Consider the following 19,572-nt stretch of genomic DNA (forward strand, 5'->3'; position numbering starts at 1 on the left):
CTATCGGCAGTTCGCGCCGGCCAGCGTGTAGACGCCGATCGCGCCGTCGGTCCGGTACCGGTCGCCGCCGCCGTTGCGGTGCCACATGCCCGGCGCGATACGCGAACTTTGCGCGCTCGTCCGCCGTGCGCCGGCCTGTTCCAGAATACGCCCCGCCTGATCGCGTTCGGCATCGACGTCCGGCCCGATGTGGTGGGTGATCTGCAACGTGAACAGGCTTACCCCCACGCCGCGATCGAACGTCGCCGCGCCCAGCCAGTCGTCGGCGCCGATGCGCCAGAACCGCACATGATGGCGCTTGTCCGCCGATTTGCCTTCGTCTTTCTCGAACGCCAGGGTCTGGATCTGGTCCTGCACATAGAGCGGACTGACCGGCGCCTGCGGGTAGGCACGCCGGAACACCACGCTGGTGCCTATGCGCAAGGCGGATCGAAGGTTCACCGGATCGGCCACGGACCAGCCCGCGCGCGTGAAGGCGCAGACCAGTTGGTCCTGCCGCCCGGTGACGTGCAGATTGATTGGATCGCCGGGAATACCTTGCGCCGTGAACGAGACCATTTGCCCGCGCCCGCCCGGCTTGCGATGTTCGTGGTGGCTCCATAAGCGGGGCAAGCCGCCATAGGCCATCGCAAACCACAGCAGCGGCGCGCCGACGAGAACGAGCGCGGCGATCGAATACCAGTGCCAGGCCTTCAGTCTTTTCATGAACACACGCCTCCCGCCACCGCCCGCATCACCGCATTGGCCTGAAGCCCTGGTGAACCGTGGGCCATCGCCTGCTCAGTCCCCGTCACGCGATACCGGCAGCGCCATCGTGAACGTCAAGCCCCGCCCATCACCGCCGCGCTGGATGCCAAGCGTACCGGCGTGCGCGTTCACCACCCGCTCGACGATGGACAGGCCGATGCCCGAGCCTTCCACTTCTGGCCCGGCATCGCGCCACAAGCGGTGCGTCAACTTGGCAAGGGTGGCCTCGGGAACCGGGTCGCCATCGTCACTGACACTGAGGCGCCCTTTGGGCCCTGCCCGCACCACAATAGCAGTGCCGGGAGCTGTGTGGCGGCCTGCATTATCGACCAGGTTTTCCAGCGCCAGCCGCAGCGCATCGGGGTAGCCGCGCACCTGGACATCGCCATCCCCGCGCTCCAGCGCGATGGTGCGGCCTGATGCCAGGATCGCCGGCGCCCGGTCGGTAACCACGGCTTCGGCCAGGTCAGCCAGATCGAACGCGACGCCCTGCGATTCGAGCGGCTTTTCAAGGTCCGCCAAGACCAGCAGCTGAGCAATCACCCGCGCCGCACGATCGACGGCGGCGAGGATGGGACCGCGCACCCCCGGATCGCCCAGAGCGTCCGCGAGCAGGCGAATCACTGCCAGCGGGGTGCGCAGTTCATGGGCAACGTCGGCTGCGAACGCGGACTGGACGTGCAGCGCATGGGCCAGCCGGTCCAGCGCGGCGTTGGTGGCTTCGGCCAGCGGCTCTGCCTCCAGCGGCAAGTGTCCGCGCGGCAGGCGCACCTCCAGCGCGCGGGGTCCGATGGTGGCGGCGATGGCGGACACTGCCCGCATACGCAGCGTCAACCTGCGCACCAGCAGCAGCACCACCAGCGGGGCCAGCGCCGCCAGCGGCAGGCAGATCAGCGCGAAGCGTAGCAGGAACGCGCGCACGATGTCATCGGTTACCACCGCCGGATCGGCATCGTCCTGCGAGACCACCACCCACCCGCGCCCCGCTGGTGCGCTGTACGCCCCCACCGCGCCGCGCCGGAAGAAATGCGGGGTGGTGTTAAGAATGGCGGCGGACAGGATATCCGGGCGGGAAGGCCCTTCGGACCGTTGCACGCGCCGGTCCGGGCCGATCACGCTTACCGCCATGCCACTGGACAGCACGGTATCGCGCGTGGCCCGGTTGCCGGCATTCATACTGGCGATCGAAAGCGCCGCCTGCCGGCGCAGAAGATCGCGCTGGAAATGCCCGCTGGTCTGGTGAAGCAGGGCCGATGCGCTCCAGAACAGCACCCCACCGGCGATCAGCGCCACCACCACATGCAGGGCGATGACCTGGCCCAGCAGGGAGCGCGGCATGGCCAGCTTCACGGCGCGGGGACAATCATGTAGCCGACGCCGCGCACCGTTTCGATCCGCGCACCGGACGCGCCGTCCTCCAGCCGCTTGCGCAGGCGGTGGACGTAAACCTCGATGGCGTTCGAGCCCAGATCGCCGCCCAGCCCGAATAGCTGGTCTTCGGCCACGCGCTTGGGCACCACTTTGCCCGCGCGCCGCAGCAGCAGTTCAAGCAGCTCGGTTTCCCGCGCGGACAGCGTCAGTGGCCGCCCGTCGACATAGGCGGTGCGCGCATCGGCCAGAAACTCCAGCGCCCCGCATCGCAGCGCCCTGCCGACATGACCGTCGCGGCGGCGCAGGACTGCCTGCAGGCGCGCGTAGAGTTCATCGACGTCGAACGGTTTGACCATGTATTCGTCCGCCCCGCCATTCAGCCCCAGAATGCGCGCGTCCACCGCGCCGCGCGCGCTCAGCACCAGCACCGGGCGGCTATCTCCCTGCGCGCGCATTCGCTGCAACAGGTCGATACCGTCCTCGTCCGGCAGGCCAAGGTCCAGCACCACCGCAGCGTAATCCATCGCCGCCAGATAGTCTTGCGCCTCACCCGCATCGCGGGCGCGATCCACCGCCAGGCCACGCCGGGTAAGGGCATCGACCAGCGGCGTGGCGACGGCATCTTCGTCTTCAACAAGCAATATACGCATCGGGCGTGTGTTCGAATCCCCGCAGGCCCGCCGATCATCCGGCCGGCTCGTTGTAAGCCGGTTGTAAGCGAGCCCGCCTAGGGGTGCCAGCCAAACCGGAACCACGGGCTCATCATGCACGCATCGCACTCCACTCCATCGCTGCCGCAAACGCGCGATCTGCCCCGCAGCGTGCAGATGCGCTGGCTTGTCATCATCGCGGCGGCGGCGATAGGCATCATGCTGCTGTGGATACTGATCGCCCGGTTGACGCACCACGAGCCAGCCCCGCCCGCGCCCACACCACCGGGCACCTTCCGCCCCACCGCAGAGCAGATGGCGGGGCTCAAAATCATGCGCGTCGGCTATGGTCTGTCGGACCAGCGCACGCTGGCCAGCGGCGCGATTTCGGTGGACGGCGATCGCAGCACCCCGGTGCTGATGCCGTATGCCGGACAAGTCGTGCGGGTGCTGGCCGATGCCGGACAATACGTGCGCGCCGGCCAGCCACTGCTGCTGGTGAAGACGAGCGACTTCGTGGACGCGCGCAACGGCCTGTTCTCGGCCCGCGCCGCCTATCAGAACGCGCAGGCGCAGCTGGCGACGGCGCGGCGCACCGCAGAGCGCCAGCGGCTGATCTACCAGACCGCAGGCGGCGCGCAGAAGGACTACCAGCAGGCGCAGGCCGACCTTGCCGCCGCGCAGGCCGCCGCCCGCACTGCTGCCGCCGCGCTTGGTGCCGCACGGGACAAGCTGGCGATCCTGGGCAAGTCACCGCGTGAGATCGGCGCGCTTGAAGGCGTGGGCGAAGTGTCCGGCATCCACGACCAGACGACGCTGCATGCCCCGATCGCCGGGCTGATCGCCGCGCGTGACGTGTCCCCCGGACAGTACGTTTCGCAAGGCGGCGACAAGCCGGTAATGACCATCACCGACCCCTCACAGGTGTGGCTGGTGGCCCAGCTGGCCGAAAGCGACGCCACTGCCGTCCACGTCGGCGATGCGGTGACAGTTACGACGCCTGCGCTCCCCGGTCGCTCGTTCCACGCCACCATCAACCTGGTCGGCGCCGCGCTCGATCCGCAGTCCCACCGCCTGCCGGTGCGCGCAACCATCGCCAACCCCGATGGCGCGCTGAAGCCGGAGATGTTCGCCAGCTTTTCCATCCAGCGCCCGCAGCGCGGCGCAGCCCTGCGGGTGCCTGCCGCCGCAGTCATCCACGAAGGCGACAGCGCGCGGGTGTGGGTGGTGCGCGGCGACGGCTTGCTGCAGGCACGCGCGATCGTTGCCGGCGACGAGCAGGACGGCCAGGTGGTGGTGGTGTCCGGGCTTCGCCCCGGTGAGCGCATCGTTACCGCCGGCGCGCTGTTCGTCAACGAGGCGGGCATCGGCGAATGAACCGCATCGTCGAGTTCGCGCTGCGCCAGCGGCTGCTGATCGTCGGCGTGTTCGTGGCCATGCTGGTCGCGGGCGGGATCGGCTTCTGGAACCTCAACATCGAGGCTTATCCCGATCCCGTACCCCCGATGGTCGAGATCATCACGCAAACGCAGGGGCTGTCCGCCGAGGAGATGGAGCGCAACGTTACCATCCCCATCGAAGTGGGCATGGCCGGCATTCCGCACCTGACCGCGATCCGCGCTATCTCGTTGTTCGGTCTGTCAGACATCAAGATTCAGTTCAGCTACGACCTGACCAACGAGGACGCCAAGCAGCAGGTCATCAACCGCCTGTCGCAGTTGCCGCCACTGGCGGGGGGCGCGCAGCCCTCGTTGTCCCCCACCAGCCCGGTGGGCGAGATCTATCGCTACAAGATCAGCGCGCCTGCCGGCTATTCGGTGATGGACCTCAAGACGCTGCAGGACTGGGTGCTGCAGCGCCGCTTCAAGCGCATTCCCGGCGTGATCGACGTGACCGGCTGGGGCGGCAAGCTGCGCGCCTACGATGTGGTGCTGGATAACGACCGGCTGGCCGCGCACGGCGTCACCGTGGCGCAAGTGCTGACCGCACTGAGCAAGAGCGACGGCAACGTGGGCGGGCAGACGATCAACTTCGGCGCGCAGGCCGCGATCGTTCGGGGCGTAGGGCTGATCCAGTCGGTCTCAGGCATCGAGAACGTGCTGGTAGGCACCGCCGGCGGCCAGCCGGTCCTGCTCAAGGACGTGGCCCGCGTGCAGATCGGCAATGCGCCGCGCCTGGGTATCGCGGGCTATAACGACCAGGATGACATCGTGCAGGGCATCGTGCTGATGCAGCGCGGTGCGCAGTCGATGCCCACGATCCAGGCGGTGCAGAAGGAAGTGGCCGACATCAACGCATCGGGCATCCTGCCGCCCGGCGTTCACCTTGATCGCATCTACGACCGTTCCGACCTGATCCACCTGACGATCCACACCGTGTTGGAAAACATGGTGGTGGGCATCCTGCTCATCTTCGCGCTGCAGTGGCTGTTCCTGGGCAATTTGCGCAGCGCCATCATCGTGGCCGCCACCATCCCCTTTGCCCTCGCCTTCGCGATCCTGATCCTGGTGCTGCAGGGGGAAAGCGCCAACCTGCTATCGGTCGGCGCGCTGGATTTCGGGCTGGTGGTGGATGCCAGCGTCATCATGGTGGAGAACATCTTCCGCCACATGGTGGACCGGTCCGCCCACGTGGAAAGCGGGCGCGGGCACTATACGCTGGCCAGCCGGTTCTCCGCCGTGCTGGGGGCCAGCCACGAGGTGAGCCGCGGCATCTTCTTCGCCGCCGCCATCATCATCGCCAGCTTCCTGCCGCTGTTCACGCTTACGGGCGTGGAAGGCCACATCTTCGGACCCATGGCCAAGACATACGCCTACGCCATCAGCGGCGGCCTGATCGCGACGTTCACGGTCGCTCCGGTACTGGCGGCAATGCTGCTGCCGGACAAGTTATCCGAAGTGGAAACCCGCGTCGTTGCGCGCCTGCGCAGCTGGTACGAGCCCGCCGCCGCGTTCGCGCTGGCCAACCGGTTGCTGACCATCGGCGGCGCGCTGCTGCTGATGGGCGCGGCGGTGATCGGCGTGCGATCGCTGGGCATCGAATTCCTGCCGCACCTGGAGGAAGGCAACCTGTATATCCGCGCCTCCCTGCCCGCCTCCATCAGCCTGGAAGCGGGCCAGCCCGTGGTCAACGGCGTGCGCCGCATGATCGCCAGCTATCCGGAAGTGGAATCGGTGCTGTCCGCCCATGGCCGCCCGGATGACGGCACCGATTCGACCGGCTTCTTCAACGCCGAGTTCTTCGTGCCGCTGAAACCCTTCGACACCTGGCCGTCGGGCGTCACCAAGGAAACGCTCACCGCCGAGCTGTCGAAGAAGCTGCAGGCGAAATACCCCGGCGTCGATTTCTCGTTCTCGCAATACATCGAGGACAACGTGGAGGAGGCCGCATCGGGCGTGAAGGGCGCCAACTCGATCAAGCTCTTCGGGCCGGACTTGCCAACGCTGGAAAAGTATGCCGACCAGATCAAGGACCAGATGGCCAAGGTGCGCGGGATCGAGGATCTGGGCGTATTCCAGTCGCTTGGCCAGCCCACCGTGCGGATCGACGTCGATCGCGCGCGCGCCTCGCGCTACGGCCTGACGCCGGACGATATCAACGCCACGGTCGCCGCCGCGATCGGCGGCCAGTCCACCGCCGACCTCTACGAAAAAGGCACCGACCGGCACTTCCCCATCGTCGTGCGCCTGCGCCCCGAACAGCGCGATACCGTGGACGCGATCCGCCGCATCACCGTGGGTGCGCCTGCGCCCAATGGCAGCGGTACGATCCAGGTGCCGTTGTCCGAAGTGGCCGATGTCAAGCTGACCTCTGGCGCATCGTTCATTTACCGCGAGCATCAGGAACGCTACATTCCGATCAAGTTCTCGGTGCGTGGACGCGATCTTGGCAGCGCGGTGGAAGAAGCGCGCGCGCGCATCGGGCGCACGGTGCACCTGCCCTCCGGCTATCACCTCGAATGGGCGGGCGAGTTGGACAACCTGAACAACGCCGTCGCGCGGCTGGAAATCGTCGTGCCGATCAGCCTGCTGATGATCCTGCTGCTGCTGTACGCGAACTTCGGCTCGATCCGCGACAGTCTGCTGGCGTTCTCCGCAATCCCGATGGCGATCATCGGCGGCGTGCTGGCATTGGCGCTGACCGGCACGGCGTTCAGTATCTCCTCGGCCATCGGTTTCGTGGCGCTGTTCGGCATCGCGGTGATGGACGGCATCCTGGTGGTGACGACCTACAACAACGCCATAGACGAAGGGCTCGCGCGCAAGGACGCGCTGGCGACCACGGTGCGCCACAGCCTGCGCCCGGTGGTGATGACGTGCCTGGTCGCCGCTATCGGCCTGCTGCCCGCCTCACTGTCCAACGGCATCGGCAGCCAGGTGCAAAAGCCGCTCGCGCTGGTGGTGGTGGGCGGGATGACGCTGGCGCCGATCCTGATCCTGCTGGTGCTGCCGGTGCTGATCGACCGCTTCTCCCGCCGCGTGCCGCCCGACGATCGCGGTGCCCATGGCCGCGACGTGGGCCATAATCCGCCCCATAATCCCGATCATGGGGAGGTCGTCGCATGAACCGCCGTATGCTGCGCGCCCTCTGCCTGTTCGCGCCTGCTGGGCTTGCCGCCTGCACCCCCGGCCCCCGCGATCTCGATGCGCACGCCGCGTTGCCGCCGCCCGCGTCGCCGCAAACTTTCGCACCCGTGTCGGGCACGGCTCAGGCAACGCGCGACATTCCGGCTCCGGCGGACTGGTGGCGCGCTTTCGGCTCGCCGCAGCTGGATGCGCTGGTGGCAGAGGCACTGGCGCACGCCACTGACATCGCGGTTGCCGACGCATCGCTGCGGCAGGCGCGCGAGCAGGCCAGCGCCACGGCGGGCGCGGCGCTGCCGCAATTGGACGCCAGCTATCAGGCGCAGCGCACCCGGGTGTCCAACGCTCTCAGCCCGCAGATCGCGGACCAGAACCAGTACCTGTACACCCTGCACACCGCGCAAGTGATGGTGGCGTACGCGCCCGACCTGTTCGGCGGTGCCCGCGCCAAGACCCGTTCGGCGCGCGCGGCTGCGCAGGCCGCGCAAGACCGGCTCGATGCGGCGCGCACCACCGTCGTCGCCAATCTGGTGCTGGCGGTGATCCAGCGCGCGGCGCTCGCCGATCAGATCGCGGCGGCGCAGGCCAGCATCACGGTCAACCGCGACATCCTGCGCGATCAGCTGCGCCGCCAGCAGCTGGGTGCGATCGGCGCGTCTGACGTCGCCACCCAGCAAACCGCGCTGGCGACCGCGGAAGGCGCGCTGCCGCCACTGGTACGGGCAGAAGCGCACCAGCGCGTGCTGATCGGCACCCTGCTGGGCCGTGCGGCCGGATCGGAATTGCCGCCGCTGCCCGCCTTCACACAACTGTCCCTGCCCCACGACCTGCCGCTGCTGCTGCCCTCCGAACTGGTGGCCCGACGGCCCGACGTGCGCGCAGCGCAGGCGCAGCTGGAGGGGGCAGGCGCCGATCTGGGCGTCGCCATCGCCGCGCGGCTGCCCAGCATCCAGTTGAGCGCGAATGCGGGCGGCACCGCGCAAAACTTTGCGGACATGTTCAAGGACGGAAATCCGTTCTGGGCGCTGATCGGCGGCATCACCCAGCCGATTTTCCACGCCGGCACGCTGCTGCACCAGCAGCACGCGGCTCAGGCGGCGCTGGACGGCGCCAAGGCGCAATACCGCGCCGCCGTGCTGCAGGCGTTCGGTGATGTGTCCGATGCGCTGAGCGGGCTGCATGCCGATGCCGATGCGCTGGATGCCGCCAGCCGCGCCAGCGACGCCTCCGGCCGGGCACTCGTGTTCGTGCGCCGCCAGCTGGAACTTGGCGATGTGGGCTCGCTGGCACTGCTCAATGCCGCCGCTGCGGATGCGCAGGCACGCGGCCAGCTGATCCAGGCCCGCGCCGCGCGGCTCAGCGACACCGTGGCCATGTTCCAGGCCGCCGGCGGCGGCGTCTGGAACCACTGACATGGGCGGCGCGATCGGGGCGACGACGGGCAAGTTCGTGCTGCTGGGTGCGGCGCTCCTGCTGCACGGGCGGGTCGAGGACAAGGCGGCGCACGTCGCCATCGTACCCGGCGCCCCCACATCGGCGATGACGCAGGCACTCGCGGCCCGGATTGCCGCCCCCCGCCGTAAGGTGGACATTCACCTGCGCGCCGAAACCTTTGCGGCAGCGATCGCTGCGGTGGAACCCGATGTCGGTTCCGGAGCCGACGTGCGCATTGGGCAGGACGTGCTGAACACCCAGCCCATCGAAATCGACTTCGCGCACCATGACGTGCGCCCGCTGTCCCCCGACGAAGCCGCGAGCTTCAAGGCACGATCGCATGCGCTCACGATGCAACGCGGCCCGGGCGGCAGCCTGACGGTCGCCATCGCCTTTGCCAGCCGGCCCGCAACCCTCGCCCGGCTCGACCTGTCGCGCGCCGTGGGGATCGCCGCGCCGGATGCCGTGCCGGGTGAGCCCGTCAAAGTCGGGGGCGTGGATCTGCGCGATGTTGCCGTTACGCGGGAGCCGCAAGCCGTGGTCGGGCTTTACGCTTTCAAACACACCCGCGTGATTTTCGATCTCGCGCAGGGGCGCATCTGGGTCCACGACTGATCGCGGGATTTCGAGGCGTCGCTACAGTAGGGAACCACCAGTGCCGGAAGAAGATTTCGAGATCCGCGGCGCCCACGAAGACGCCATGGAGGAGCGCGCCCATCACGAGCCGCTGAGCCAGAAGATTGCCCTGTTCTCCGCCGTGCTGGCAACGCTCGGGGCCATCGTCAGCTTCCTGGGCGGCCACACCCAGAACGACGCGCTATATTACAAGAACGAGGCGGTGCTGATGAAGGCGCGCGCTTCGGATTCGTGGTCGTATTATCAGGCCGAAGACATCAAGCGCCATCTGGCCGAGACGCTGTCCGCCGACGGGCAGTCCGCCAAGGTCCGTGCCGGGATGGACGCGAAGAAATACGCCAGCCGAGCGAGGACACTGCGCGCCACGGCAGAGGAATACGATCGCAAGTCGCAGGAAGCCGACGCGGAATCGCAGCACGCCCTGCAGCCCCATACCAAGCTTGCCATCGCCATGACGTTCATCCAGGTCGCGATCGCGCTCGCCTCCATAACCGCGCTCACGCAGCGGCGCTGGCTGCTGTGGGGCGCCGCCGGATCGGCGCTGGTGGCCATCGTGCTGAGCGTCATCGCCTGGTTTTGAGGCGTCAGCGGGCACGCCGCTTGTTGCAGGTGCCCGAAGGCGAAAATCAATGCTTTTCGAAACTGCCTGGTGCGGCCGAGAAGACTCGAACTTCCACGGGCTTTCGCCCACAACGACCTCAACGTTGCGCGTCTACCAATTCCGCCACGGCCGCACATTCAACGGGCTGGATCTGCATCCGCCCCTTGGCAGGAGCGGGCCATTAGCAAAGGGTTTGGAGCCCTGCAAGCGCGTTGGGGCAGTTTATTTCGTACGTCCCGCTTTTAGGGCAGCGGCGTGCTTTGACATGCGCCGCTGCCCTTGCACAAACACGCCTCAGTCGAGGATGCCCACGGTCTTGCCGGCGCGGGTGAACATGCCGATGATCTGCTGCACCTGCTCGGCCGAATGTTCGGCGCAGAGCGAACAGCGCAGCAGCGTCATGTTGGCAGGCGTTGCCGGCGGACGCGCCAGGTTCACGTACAGCCCTTCGTGCAGCAGCGCTTCCCACATCATCGCGCCGCGCTCCAGATCGGGCATGATGACCGCGATGATCGCGCTTTGCGGCTCGGCGGTGCCAAGCTGGAAGCCGGCGTCCTTCAGCCCCTTGTGCAGCGTGCGCGAATTTTCCCACAAGTGCGCGCGCTTGTCCGCGCCGTGCATCAGCTTGCGGATGGAGGTAGCTGCCGTCGCCACCACGCTGGGCGGCAGGCTGGCGGTGAACACGTAAGGCCGGCACACCAGCCGCATGATCTCGAACTTGGGGTGGTTGGACACGCAAAAGCCGCCGACGGTGCCGACCGACTTGGAGAACGTGCCGATCACGAAGTCCACATCGGCAAGGCAGCCCTGGTCTTCTGCCACGCCGCGCCCGTTCGGCCCGATAAAGCCCATCGAATGCGCCTCGTCCACCAGCACCATCGCGCCATGTTTCTTGGCGACCGCGATCATTTCCTTGAGCGGGGCGATATCGCCCAGCATCGAATAGACGCCCTCAAGGATCACCAGCTTGCCCGCGCCTTCGGGAATGCGGCGCAGGCGCTTTTCCATCGCGTCGATGTCGTTATGCTTGAAGGGCACCACTTCGGCATCGCCCATCTTGCAGCCATCCCAGATCGAGGCATGGCTGTCGATGTCGAGGACGATGTAGTCGCCCTTGCCCGCGATCGTGGAAATGATGCCCAGGTTCGCCTGGTAGCCGGTGGAAAACACCATGGCGTGATCCATGGCGTAGAAGTCGCACAAGGCCTGCTCCACCGCCCGGTGCCCGGCATACGTACCGTTGAGCACCCGGCTGCCGGTGGTGCCCGATCCGAAATCGTCCAGCGCCTGCTTGCCCGCCGCGATCACATCGGGATCGAAGGTCATGCCCATGTAGTTGTAGGTGCCGAGCAGGATCGTCTCGCGCCCGTTGCACAGCGCCACCGTGGGGGAAAGCACGCGCTCCATCACCAGGCCGAACGGATCGGTAACCCCGGTGGACAGTAGATCCTTGCGCATCTGGATCAGTGGGTCGAACTTGCTAAACAGATCGGGCGCGCCGCCTTCAAGGACGACGGGCTGGTCGGGCTGGTTCACGGCTTCGGTCATCTGGCGCTTAACCCTTGAGCTTGACCACGGCGTCGACGAGCTGGCCGTAGGTTTCGATTTCGGCCTGCGCGTTCATCGAAATGATGATGTCGAACTCGTCCTCGATCGCGGCGACGAAATCCATCACCGTCAGGCTGTCGAATTCCAGATCGTCGGTAAAGCGGGTGGCATCGGTGATGGCGACGCCCTTCTTGTTGAAGGGCTCGATCAGCGCGGCGATGCGGGCCGAGGTGTCTGCGCGGTCCATGGGTCGTCTCCGAAAAGGGCGTTCGGCGCTGTGGCCGGGAATTGCGGCGCAAAAGCGGCGCGCGGGTCTGGTGTCAAGGCCGGTGCGGTGTATCGGCGGTGGGCCGCGCGGTTTGTCGGGGCCAAGCCAAAGCTCACAACAAGGCCCGCACCGCCTGCATGAACGGCCCGATCGAGACCGGCTTGGCCAGATAGCCTTCGGCGCCAGCCTCGCGGATCCGGTCCTCGTCGCCCTTGCCGGCATACGCGGTCACCGCCAGAATCGGCACGAGGCGCAGCACCGGATCTCTCTTGGCGGCCTCGATCAGGTCGAGCCCCGAGACGTTGGGCAACTGGATGTCCATGATCACCAGATTGGGCACGAACTGGCGCGCCCGGTCCAGCGCGTCCAGCCCGTCGGCACACGGCTCCACCGCGTAGCCCTGGCTGCGCAGGACATCGCAAAACAGCTTCCGATTGAGATCGTTGTCCTCGACAACGAGGATTCGCTTTGCCATTCGACGCCGTGATGACCATCTGGGTAGAGACCCCTCTATGCCACACAAGCGAGACTGACAATTCTTCGAGATTCGCCATCCCCATCCGATCCGCAGATCCTGGCACTCAACGCGCTCGGGTGGGTTCTGGTCGAGCAGGACCGCGCCGAGCGGTTTCTGTCGCTCACCGGGCTGACGCCTGACGATCTGCGCGCCGCCGTCAGCGATCCTGCAACGCTAAGCGCGGTGCTCGATTTCCTGTGTGCGCACGAACCGGACCTGCTGGGCGCGGCCGATGCGCTGGACGCTACGCCGCAGGCACTGGTGGCAGCCCGGCGCGCGCTGGGCGGAGGGCTGGATTCGTGAATCGTCCGCTGCTGATCACCGATTGCGACGAAGTGCTGCTGCACATGATCAAGCACTTCCGCGACTGGCTGGCCGAAGAGGAAGGCGTGGCCTTCGATCTGACCGGGGGCGAGTTCTACAAGTCGATGCGCAGGTTCGGCAGCGATGCGCCGCTGGAGCAGGCCGAGATGTGGGCGCTGCTCAACCGCTTCTTCGACACGCAGATGGATCGTCAGACCCCGATCGCAGGCGCAGCAGAGGCCATCGCGGCGATCCGCGAGCAGGCCGACGTGGTCGTGCTGACCAATCTGATGGACTTTCGCCGCGAGGCCCGCGAACGTCAGCTCGAACATCACGGCATGCCGCTGCGCGTGTTCACCAACCAGGGCCCGAAGGGTCCGGCGCTGCAGGCGATACTCGACGAATACCAGCCCAGCCGCGCCGTGTTCATCGACGATCTGTCGCAGCATCACGGATCGGTGTTCGAAGTATCGCCGCATGTCCGCCGCCTGCACTTGTGCGGCGAGCCGCAGATCGCGCCCAACATCAAGTGCGCGCTCAAGCTTGGCCATGCCGATGCCCGGATCGACGATTGGGCAAGCGCCCTGCCCTGGCTGCTGGACAGCCTGACCAAGGAAAAAGAGAACATTCATGAGTGACATCGACACCCGTCTGGCAGACCTTGGCCTGACCCTGCCGCAAGCCGCGGCCCCCGTTGCCGCTTATGTCCCGGTGGTGGAAGCTGGCGGCCTTGCGCACGTGTCCGGCCAGCTGCCGTTCGTGGATGGCAAGCTGGTGACCGGGCGGCTTGGCGAAGACGTAAGCATCGATGCCGGAACCGAAGCGGCGCAAGCCTGCGCGGTGATGATCCTGGCGCAATTGAAGGCAGCGCTGGGCTCGCTGGACCGGGTGGAGCGGATCGTCAAGCTGGGCGTATTCATCAACTCGGCCAGCACGTTCACCGATCAGCCCAAGGTGGCCAACGGCGCGTCCGAACTGATGGTCGCGGTGTTCGGCGAGGCAGGCAAGCATGCACGCAGCGCGGTGGGCGTGCCGGTGCTGCCGCTGGGCGCCGCCGTCGAAGTGGATGCCATCGTTGCCGTTCGCCCTGCTTGACCGCTGGATTTCCCCTGCGCCCGATCCGCGCAAGGTCGCCTGGATCGGTGCGCAGGACTATGCTCATCGCGGCCTGTTCGGCGATGGCGTGCCGGAAAATTCACCCGCCGCGTTCGCCAGGGCGCTGGCGGCGGGCAACGGCATCGAGCTTGACGTCCAGCGATCGAGCGATGGGCTGCCGGTGGTGTTCCACGACGCGGTGCTGGACCGGCTGACGGATGAGGCCGGGCCGGTGGCGCGCCGCACCGCCGCCCAGCTAGGCACGATCGCGCTGCAAGGCACGGCGGACACGATCCCCAGCCTGCGCCAGGTGCTGGCCCAGGTGGACGGCAAGGCGCCGGTCCTGATCGAAATCAAATCCGCCCGCGAAGATCGTGTGGCCGCGCTGTGCCTGGCGGTGCGCCGGGTGCTGGAAGGCTACATCGGCCCCCACGCAGTGATGAGCTTCGATCCGCGCGTGTCCCGCTGGTACTGGCGCAATTCACCTCACACGGTGCGCGGGCTGGTCGTTTCCGAAGGCGAGGATCGCGCTTTACCTGGCAAAGTGCGCCGCCATCTGGCGCTGTGGCACGCCCGGCCCGATTTCCTGGCGTACGACGTGCGCGATCTGCCCAGCCGTTTTGCTGCCGCCCAGCGTCGGCGCGGCCTGCCGATCGCCACCTGGACCGTACGCGACGAGGAACACGAAGCGCGCGCCGAAGCGCATGCCGATGCGGCGATCTTCGAGGTAGCGCACAGCGGCACAGGTCCGGCGTGAGCGAAGCCACGCTCGCCGCGCGCATCGCGAACGCCGTCGGCGATCTGCCGGCGGACGAATGGGATGCGCTGACCGGCGGCGGCAATCCGTTCATGTGCCATGCCTTCCTATCGGCGCTGGAAGCGGCAGGCAGCGTCGGCAAGCGCAGCGGATGGACGCCGCTGCCGATCGTGATCGACGGGCCGGACGGGCGCATTGCGGCGGCCCTGCCCGCCTACCTCAAGGATCATTCGCAAGGGGAATACGTGTTCGACCATGCCTGGGCCGATGCCTGGCACCGGGCGGGTGGATCGTATTACCCCAAACTGCAAATCGCCGCGCCCTTCACCCCGGCTACCGGCCCCCGCCTGCTGACACCCCATCCCGAGCTGGCGCCGGCCCTGCTGGCGGCGGCGGAAACGCTGTGCCGCGACAATGGCCTGTCGTCCGCACATGCCACTTTCATCGAGCCGGCGCAGGTGCCTGTATTCGAAGACGCCGGTTGGCTGCTGCGCGAGGATATCCAGTTCCACTGGGAAAATCGCGGCTACGCCAGCTTCGAGGAATTTCTGGCGGCGCTGTCGTCCCGCAAGCGCAAGGATTTGCGCAAGGAGCGGGCAAAAGCGCAGGAAGGCGTGGAAATCCGCGCCTTGCGCGGTGGCGAGATCACCCAGGCCCATTGGGATGCATTTTGGGTGTTCTATCAGGATACCGGCGCGCGCAAGTGGGGCCAGCCGTACCTGACCCGCGCCACCTTCGACCTGCTGGGCCAGACGATGGGCGAGCGTATGCTGCTGGTGCTGGCGTTCATGGATGGCGAGCCGGTAGCCGGCGCGCTCAACTTCATCGGCGCGCAGGCACTATATGGCCGCTATTGGGGCGCTACGGTGAACAAACCGTTCCTGCATTTCGAGCTGTGTTACTATCAGGCAATCGACGCCGCGATCCGGCTGGGCCTGCAGCGCGTGGAGGCCGGCGCGCAAGGCGGACACAAGCTGGCGCGCGGGTATGAGCCGGTGCGCACGGTTTCGGCGCATTACATAACCCACCCCTCACTGCGCGCCGCCATCGCCGACTTCCTGGAGCAGGAACGCGCCGGCATCGCGCAAAACCAGCTATGGCTGGGTGAGCGCACGCCGTTCCGCAAAGGCGACGGGCAAGAGTAGCGTCAGGCGGCCTTGCGAACCGTCGCGCCCAGCCACTGGCGGGCCCGGCGCTGCGCTTCGGCGATTTCGCGCGCGGTCATGTCGTCAGCCACTTCGGCGCGGCAGACGGCGGCTTCGTCATGACCATAGACGGTGGCGAGATTGAACCATTTGTGCGCTTCGATCAGGTCGCACACCGCGCCGTGACTGCCGGTGGAGAACGCAACGCCAAGGTCGAAGCACGACGCCGCATCGCCGTGCGCGGCGCCGGCCAGCGCTTCGGCAACCACGCTATCGCCTGCAACGAAGTCCTCTCCGGCGGCCGGTGCGGCCATATCTTGGTTAATCCAAACAGCTTCCATCATATGCCCCCAAGTCCAAAGTTGGCGATCCAACCCGCTGACACAACGCGAGTCCTTCGCGTGTTCGTGAGGATTGGTCTGATCCTGTTCGATCAACATATGGTTAACGCGCGAACGGCAGCTTTGCGGGCGTGCATCGTTACTGTTCGATGCCGGGACGCGCCTGAGAATGTTGTGGACGCCCGCGCATATCCGCTTGTGCGGCAATGGGCCGCGAATTATAGGCCCGACCAACCGCGGATCGTTGTTCGGTTACCGGAAAAAGTCCGGGGCTGCAGGGCGTTGGCGATCCGGTGGAGATACTTGCGGAGTTCTCTGGATGGCAACGACCCTGGCTGATGAAATCGATGTGCTGGCAAAAGCCAAGCGCGCCATAGGCGGCGCGTACGTGGCCGAACCCGGCGAAGAATACATGAACGACGCCCAGCAAGAGTATTTCCGCAAGCTGCTGCTTGCCTGGAAACGCTCTATCCTTGATGCGTCGGCGGGCACCTTGCAGCAGTTGCAGGACGGCCCGATCCGCGATGCCGACCTCAACGACCGGGCATCCAGCGAAACCGACTGGGGCATCGAACTGCGCACCCGCGACCGGCAGCGCAAACTGATCGCCAAGATCGATTCGGCGCTGCACCGGATCGAGGAAGGCGAATACGGGTATTGCGAGGTAACCGGCGAGCCGATCGGACTGGGCCGTCTCGAAGCCCGCCCCATCGCCACGATGACGGTTGAAGCGCAGGAAGCGCATGAGCGCCGCGAAAAGGTGTCGCGCGACGATTGAGGCGGCGAATCGGCGTGAAACCTGCACTCCTGAGCGTCGGTTTAAGTGTTTGTTTGCCATTGCCCGCTAAGAACGGTGGGCGAAGCGCGTTACTTTTACCGGGCCCAGTCAGACGATACGGCGTCAGACGATACGGCCCATCAGCCCCACGTGCTGTTTCGATGTCGGACCCATGCGCATGAACCAAGGTGAAAATCGGCAGATCGCGCGCGACAGCCTGTTCCTGATGGCGGAAATGCGCGTCGATGGGCTGGATGGCGATTTTCGGATCAAGGTTCGCAACCTGTCCGCCGGCGGCATGATGGGCGAAGGCAACGTGCGCGTTGTGCGCGGCACCTTCGTGCAAGTGGCGATCCGCAACATCGGCTGGGTCGAAGGCTCGATCGCATGGGTGCAGGAAAACCGCTTCGGCGTGGCCTTCCGCGCAGATATCGATTCGCGCCTCGCGCTTGCCACCTTAGGCAAAGCGGACGACCAAGCGCCGGATTATTTGCGCAATTACCAGGAACAGCCGCCCACCGGATCGCTGCTGCGCAAGATCTGATCGACAAACGCGTCTGCCTGCGGCCTGCTGCCGTCTCGAAAAATGCGAGACGCGCGTTTGCGGCGCGTTCGAAATCGATTATTCCCTGCGCCATGCTGTTCAAGCGCCTCGCCCCGCGCGCCCTTGTCCTGAGCGCCGCGTTCGCGCTCGCTGCCTGTGGCCGCTATGATAATTCCGCGCTGGATGTCGCGGTGCTCGGCGGCAAGGACGATGCGTTCACGCAAGGGCCGTCTGCCGCCGCCCAGCTGGCGCGCGCGGCCACCGCCGAGGGACTGGTGGCCTTCGACGATGCGGGCCGGGTAATCCCCGCGCTGGCAGATCGCTGGATCGTGACGGACGACGGGCAAAGCTACATCTTCCGCCTGCGCGACGGCAACTGGGCTAACGGCGACCCGATCACCGCCGAAACCGCGCGACGGGCTTTCAATGTGGCGATGAAAACGCTCGGTGACGCGCCCCTCGCCCGCGATCTTGGCGGCATCGATGAGGTGCGCGCCATGGCAGGCCGGGTCATCGAAATCCGACTGAAGCGACCGATGCCCTATTTGCTGCAATTGCTCGCGCAGCCGCAAATGGGGCTATACGTCAAGGGCAAGGGCACCGGGCCGATGACGATGCGGCGCGTGGGCGATCTGGCGGTGCTCTCGCCCATCGAACCCTCGCTGCTTGGCCTGCCCGCGATCGACCATTGGCGCGAACGCACCCGAACTGTCCAATTGCGCGCCCTGCCCGGCGAGGCGGCGGTGCAGGCCTTCAACGACGGCACGGTGGACCTGGTGCTGGGCGGGCGCATCCAGGATTTCCTGCTCACCCGATCGGTAGGGATCCTGCGCGGCACGATCCAGCTTGATCCCGTGGCAGGGCTGTTCGGGCTGCAGGTGACGAACGAGAAAGGCTTCCTTGCTTCCCCGCTCAACCGCGAGGCGCTGGCAATGGCGATCGATCGCGACGGGCTTATGACCCCATTTCGCGTCGGCGGCTGGGTGGGAACCACGCGGATCGTGACACCGGGCCTTGAAGGCGATCTTGGCACCCTTGAGGAACGCTGGGCCGCGCAGACCCTGGACCAGCGGCGCGCAGTGGCCGCGCAGCGCGTCAGGGCGTTTCAGGGGACAGGCGCCCCCGTCACCCTCTCCGTCCTGCTACCCGACGGCGCCGGATCGCAAGTGCTGTTCGAGCAGCTGTCAGCAGACCTTGCAACGATCGGCGTCCAGCTGCAGCGCACCGATCGCCCGGCCCAGGCCGACCTGGCGTTGATCGACGACGTAGCGACGTATCCACGCGCAAGCTGGTTCCTCAACCGGCTATCGTGCCGTGAGCGTCGCGGCTTATGCGCGCCGCAGGCCGATGCGCTGGTGACGGAGGCCGACAATGCCGCCACGCCTGACGAGCGTGCGATGCTGCTGGCTCAGGCACAGGCACAATTGACCGATGCCAACGTGTTCATTCCGTTCGGAACCCCAATACGCTGGTCGCTGGTGCGCGGCAGCGTCAACGGGTTCACGCCCAACCCCTGGAACTGGCATCCCTTGATGCCGCTGTCATGGCTTCCCAGATAGAAGCCGGGCCGCACTTGGCCATCGCGCCGGGAAGGACCGTCAACATGGTTGCAGCATTCGATACCGCCCGCCGCATGCAGGCCGATCTGCCGCTGGGCAACGACCCGATCTCCGTGCGCCGCCGCATCGAAGCGCTGGAGCGTGTTCTGGAACGCGCCATTGCGATACCCGGCACCAGCCAGCGTTTCGGTCTGGACGCGCTGGTTGGCCTCGTGCCCTTCGCCGGCGACCTGATCGGCGCGGCGCTCGGCCTTTACCTCGTGTGGGAAGCGCGCAATCTTGGCATGTCGCGCTGGCAGCTGGCGCGCATGACCGCCAATGTCGGGTTCGACACCTTGATCGGCGCGGTGCCGCTGGCGGGCGACGTGCTGGATTTCCTGTTCCGCTCGAACACCCGCAATCTCAAGATCATCCGCAAGCATCTGGACAAGCATCACCCGCATACACGCGTGATCGACGCCTGATCCTGCAAGCGTTATGGGCCGGGGATGAAGACGCTTCGCATCATCGTTCCAGTGGCTGCTCTCGCGCTGGCAGCCTGCTCCAAGCCCGACACCGCGCCCGGCCCCGGGGGCGTGACCGTGGGCGAGGCTAAGGCGCTGGACGAGGCCGCCGCCATGCTCGACGAACGCCGCCCGCCCGCCCAGGCGATCCAGCCCGAACCGGCTTCCACCGGAACGCCGGCACCGTAGCCC

The 19,572-nt window shown here is 66.6% G+C and carries 22 protein-coding genes and 1 tRNA gene; 15 read left to right on the forward strand and 8 right to left on the reverse strand.

All coding sequences use genetic code 11. From position 1 onward, the window contains the following. The 3 genes from ASE49_RS03985 to ASE49_RS03995 form a co-directional block, all read right to left on the reverse strand. Positions 1-705, reverse strand: coding sequence for an LssY C-terminal domain-containing protein (locus ASE49_RS03985; RefSeq protein ID WP_056768830.1), 705 nt, complete (start codon positions 703-705; stop codon positions 1-3). Between the two features lie 75 nt (positions 706-780). Next, a complete protein-coding gene (locus ASE49_RS03990; protein WP_056768877.1) occupies positions 781-2,085 on the reverse strand; it encodes a sensor histidine kinase in 1,305 nt (434 codons plus the stop codon). Positions 2,086-2,093: 8 nt separating this feature from the next. Then, a complete protein-coding gene (locus ASE49_RS03995; RefSeq protein ID WP_056768831.1) occupies positions 2,094-2,768 on the reverse strand; it encodes a response regulator in 675 nt (224 codons plus the stop codon). 114 nt (positions 2,769-2,882) lie between these two features. Here ASE49_RS03995 and ASE49_RS04000 point away from each other — a divergent pair, with 114 nt between their 5' ends. From ASE49_RS04000 to ASE49_RS04020, 5 genes are read left to right on the forward strand one after another with little or no spacing between them, the layout of a single operon-like run. Beyond that, on the forward strand, positions 2,883-4,145 hold the full coding sequence (locus ASE49_RS04000; protein ID WP_056768832.1) for an efflux RND transporter periplasmic adaptor subunit: 1,263 nt from the start codon (positions 2,883-2,885) through the stop codon (positions 4,143-4,145). After that, entirely contained in the window at positions 4,142-7,333 is a 3,192-nt protein-coding gene (locus ASE49_RS04005) for an efflux RND transporter permease subunit (RefSeq protein ID WP_056768833.1), read from the forward strand. Before ASE49_RS04000 ends, ASE49_RS04005 begins: the two co-directional genes overlap by 4 nt. Beyond that, positions 7,330-8,763: an efflux transporter outer membrane subunit gene (locus ASE49_RS04010; RefSeq protein WP_156370097.1), complete on the forward strand. Its 1,434-nt coding sequence runs from the start codon at positions 7,330-7,332 to the stop codon at positions 8,761-8,763. Before ASE49_RS04005 ends, ASE49_RS04010 begins: the two co-directional genes overlap by 4 nt. 1 nt (position 8,764) lies before the next feature. After that, the gene (locus ASE49_RS04015; protein WP_056768834.1) at positions 8,765-9,400 is read left to right on the forward strand and encodes a hypothetical protein; all 636 of its coding nucleotides are present in this window, start codon (positions 8,765-8,767) and stop codon (positions 9,398-9,400) included. A gap of 40 nt (positions 9,401-9,440) precedes the next feature. Then, positions 9,441-10,001: a DUF4337 domain-containing protein gene (locus tag ASE49_RS04020; protein ID WP_056768835.1), complete on the forward strand. Its 561-nt coding sequence runs from the start codon at positions 9,441-9,443 to the stop codon at positions 9,999-10,001. A gap of 67 nt (positions 10,002-10,068) precedes the next feature. Here the strand turns inward: ASE49_RS04020 and ASE49_RS04025 are convergent. The 4 genes from ASE49_RS04025 to ASE49_RS04040 form a co-directional block, all read right to left on the reverse strand. Beyond that, positions 10,069-10,155, reverse strand: a tRNA-Leu gene (locus ASE49_RS04025). Between the two features lie 161 nt (positions 10,156-10,316). After that, a complete protein-coding gene (gene spt / locus ASE49_RS04030; RefSeq protein WP_056768836.1) occupies positions 10,317-11,570 on the reverse strand; it encodes a serine palmitoyltransferase in 1,254 nt (417 codons plus the stop codon). Between the two features lie 7 nt (positions 11,571-11,577). After that, a complete protein-coding gene (locus ASE49_RS04035) occupies positions 11,578-11,817 on the reverse strand; it encodes an acyl carrier protein (protein ID WP_056768837.1) in 240 nt (79 codons plus the stop codon). A gap of 133 nt (positions 11,818-11,950) precedes the next feature. Further along, complete coding sequence (locus ASE49_RS04040; protein ID WP_056768838.1) at positions 11,951-12,313, reverse strand: response regulator; 363 nt, start codon at positions 12,311-12,313, stop codon at positions 11,951-11,953. 96 nt (positions 12,314-12,409) lie between these two features. Here ASE49_RS04040 and ASE49_RS04045 point away from each other — a divergent pair, with 96 nt between their 5' ends. From ASE49_RS04045 to ASE49_RS04065, 5 genes are read left to right on the forward strand one after another with little or no spacing between them, the layout of a single operon-like run. Continuing rightward, positions 12,410-12,658, forward strand: a complete 249-nt coding sequence (locus ASE49_RS04045) for a DUF3572 domain-containing protein (protein WP_327195743.1) — start codon at positions 12,410-12,412, stop codon at positions 12,656-12,658. Then, on the forward strand, positions 12,655-13,296 hold the full coding sequence (locus ASE49_RS04050; RefSeq protein WP_056768840.1) for a hypothetical protein: 642 nt from the start codon (positions 12,655-12,657) through the stop codon (positions 13,294-13,296). Before ASE49_RS04045 ends, ASE49_RS04050 begins: the two co-directional genes overlap by 4 nt. Continuing rightward, positions 13,289-13,753, forward strand: a complete 465-nt coding sequence (locus ASE49_RS04055) for a RidA family protein (protein WP_056768841.1) — start codon at positions 13,289-13,291, stop codon at positions 13,751-13,753. The genes ASE49_RS04050 and ASE49_RS04055 overlap by 8 nt, the downstream gene beginning before the upstream one ends. Further along, positions 13,725-14,510, forward strand: coding sequence for a glycerophosphodiester phosphodiesterase family protein (locus ASE49_RS04060; protein ID WP_056768842.1), 786 nt, complete (start codon positions 13,725-13,727; stop codon positions 14,508-14,510). Before ASE49_RS04055 ends, ASE49_RS04060 begins: the two co-directional genes overlap by 29 nt. Next, positions 14,507-15,655, forward strand: a complete 1,149-nt coding sequence (locus ASE49_RS04065) for a GNAT family N-acetyltransferase (RefSeq protein WP_056768843.1) — start codon at positions 14,507-14,509, stop codon at positions 15,653-15,655. Before ASE49_RS04060 ends, ASE49_RS04065 begins: the two co-directional genes overlap by 4 nt. A 2-nt stretch (positions 15,656-15,657) precedes the next feature. Here ASE49_RS04065 and ASE49_RS04070 read toward each other — a convergent pair whose 3' ends face one another. Then, positions 15,658-15,969, reverse strand: coding sequence for a hypothetical protein (locus ASE49_RS04070; protein ID WP_235522831.1), 312 nt, complete (start codon positions 15,967-15,969; stop codon positions 15,658-15,660). A 346-nt stretch (positions 15,970-16,315) separates the two neighbouring features. Between ASE49_RS04070 and dksA the strand changes: the two genes are divergently transcribed. The 5 genes from dksA to ASE49_RS04095 all read left to right on the forward strand — a co-directional run bounded on the left by dksA (position 16,316) and on the right by ASE49_RS04095 (position 19,569). Beyond that, on the forward strand, positions 16,316-16,774 hold the full coding sequence (gene dksA / locus ASE49_RS04075) for an RNA polymerase-binding protein DksA (RefSeq protein WP_056768844.1): 459 nt from the start codon (positions 16,316-16,318) through the stop codon (positions 16,772-16,774). Between the two features lie 178 nt (positions 16,775-16,952). Beyond that, positions 16,953-17,318 carry a PilZ domain-containing protein gene (locus tag ASE49_RS04080; RefSeq protein WP_056768880.1) on the forward strand — a complete coding sequence of 122 codons (366 nt, stop codon included), beginning with the start codon at positions 16,953-16,955 and terminating at the stop codon, positions 17,316-17,318. 92 nt (positions 17,319-17,410) lie between these two features. Then, entirely contained in the window at positions 17,411-18,877 is a 1,467-nt protein-coding gene (locus ASE49_RS04085; protein WP_056768845.1) for an ABC transporter substrate-binding protein, read from the forward strand. Positions 18,878-18,921: 44 nt separating this feature from the next. After that, entirely contained in the window at positions 18,922-19,341 is a 420-nt protein-coding gene (locus ASE49_RS04090; protein WP_056768881.1) for a DUF4112 domain-containing protein, read from the forward strand. Between the two features lie 24 nt (positions 19,342-19,365). Next, positions 19,366-19,569 carry a hypothetical protein gene (locus ASE49_RS04095; protein ID WP_056768846.1) on the forward strand — a complete coding sequence of 68 codons (204 nt, stop codon included), beginning with the start codon at positions 19,366-19,368 and terminating at the stop codon, positions 19,567-19,569. Positions 19,570-19,572 lie beyond the last annotated feature (3 nt).

It is taken from the genome of Novosphingobium sp. Leaf2, from assembly GCF_001421325.1.
In the GTDB taxonomy this organism is placed as follows: Bacteria; Pseudomonadota; Alphaproteobacteria; order Sphingomonadales; family Sphingomonadaceae; genus Novosphingobium.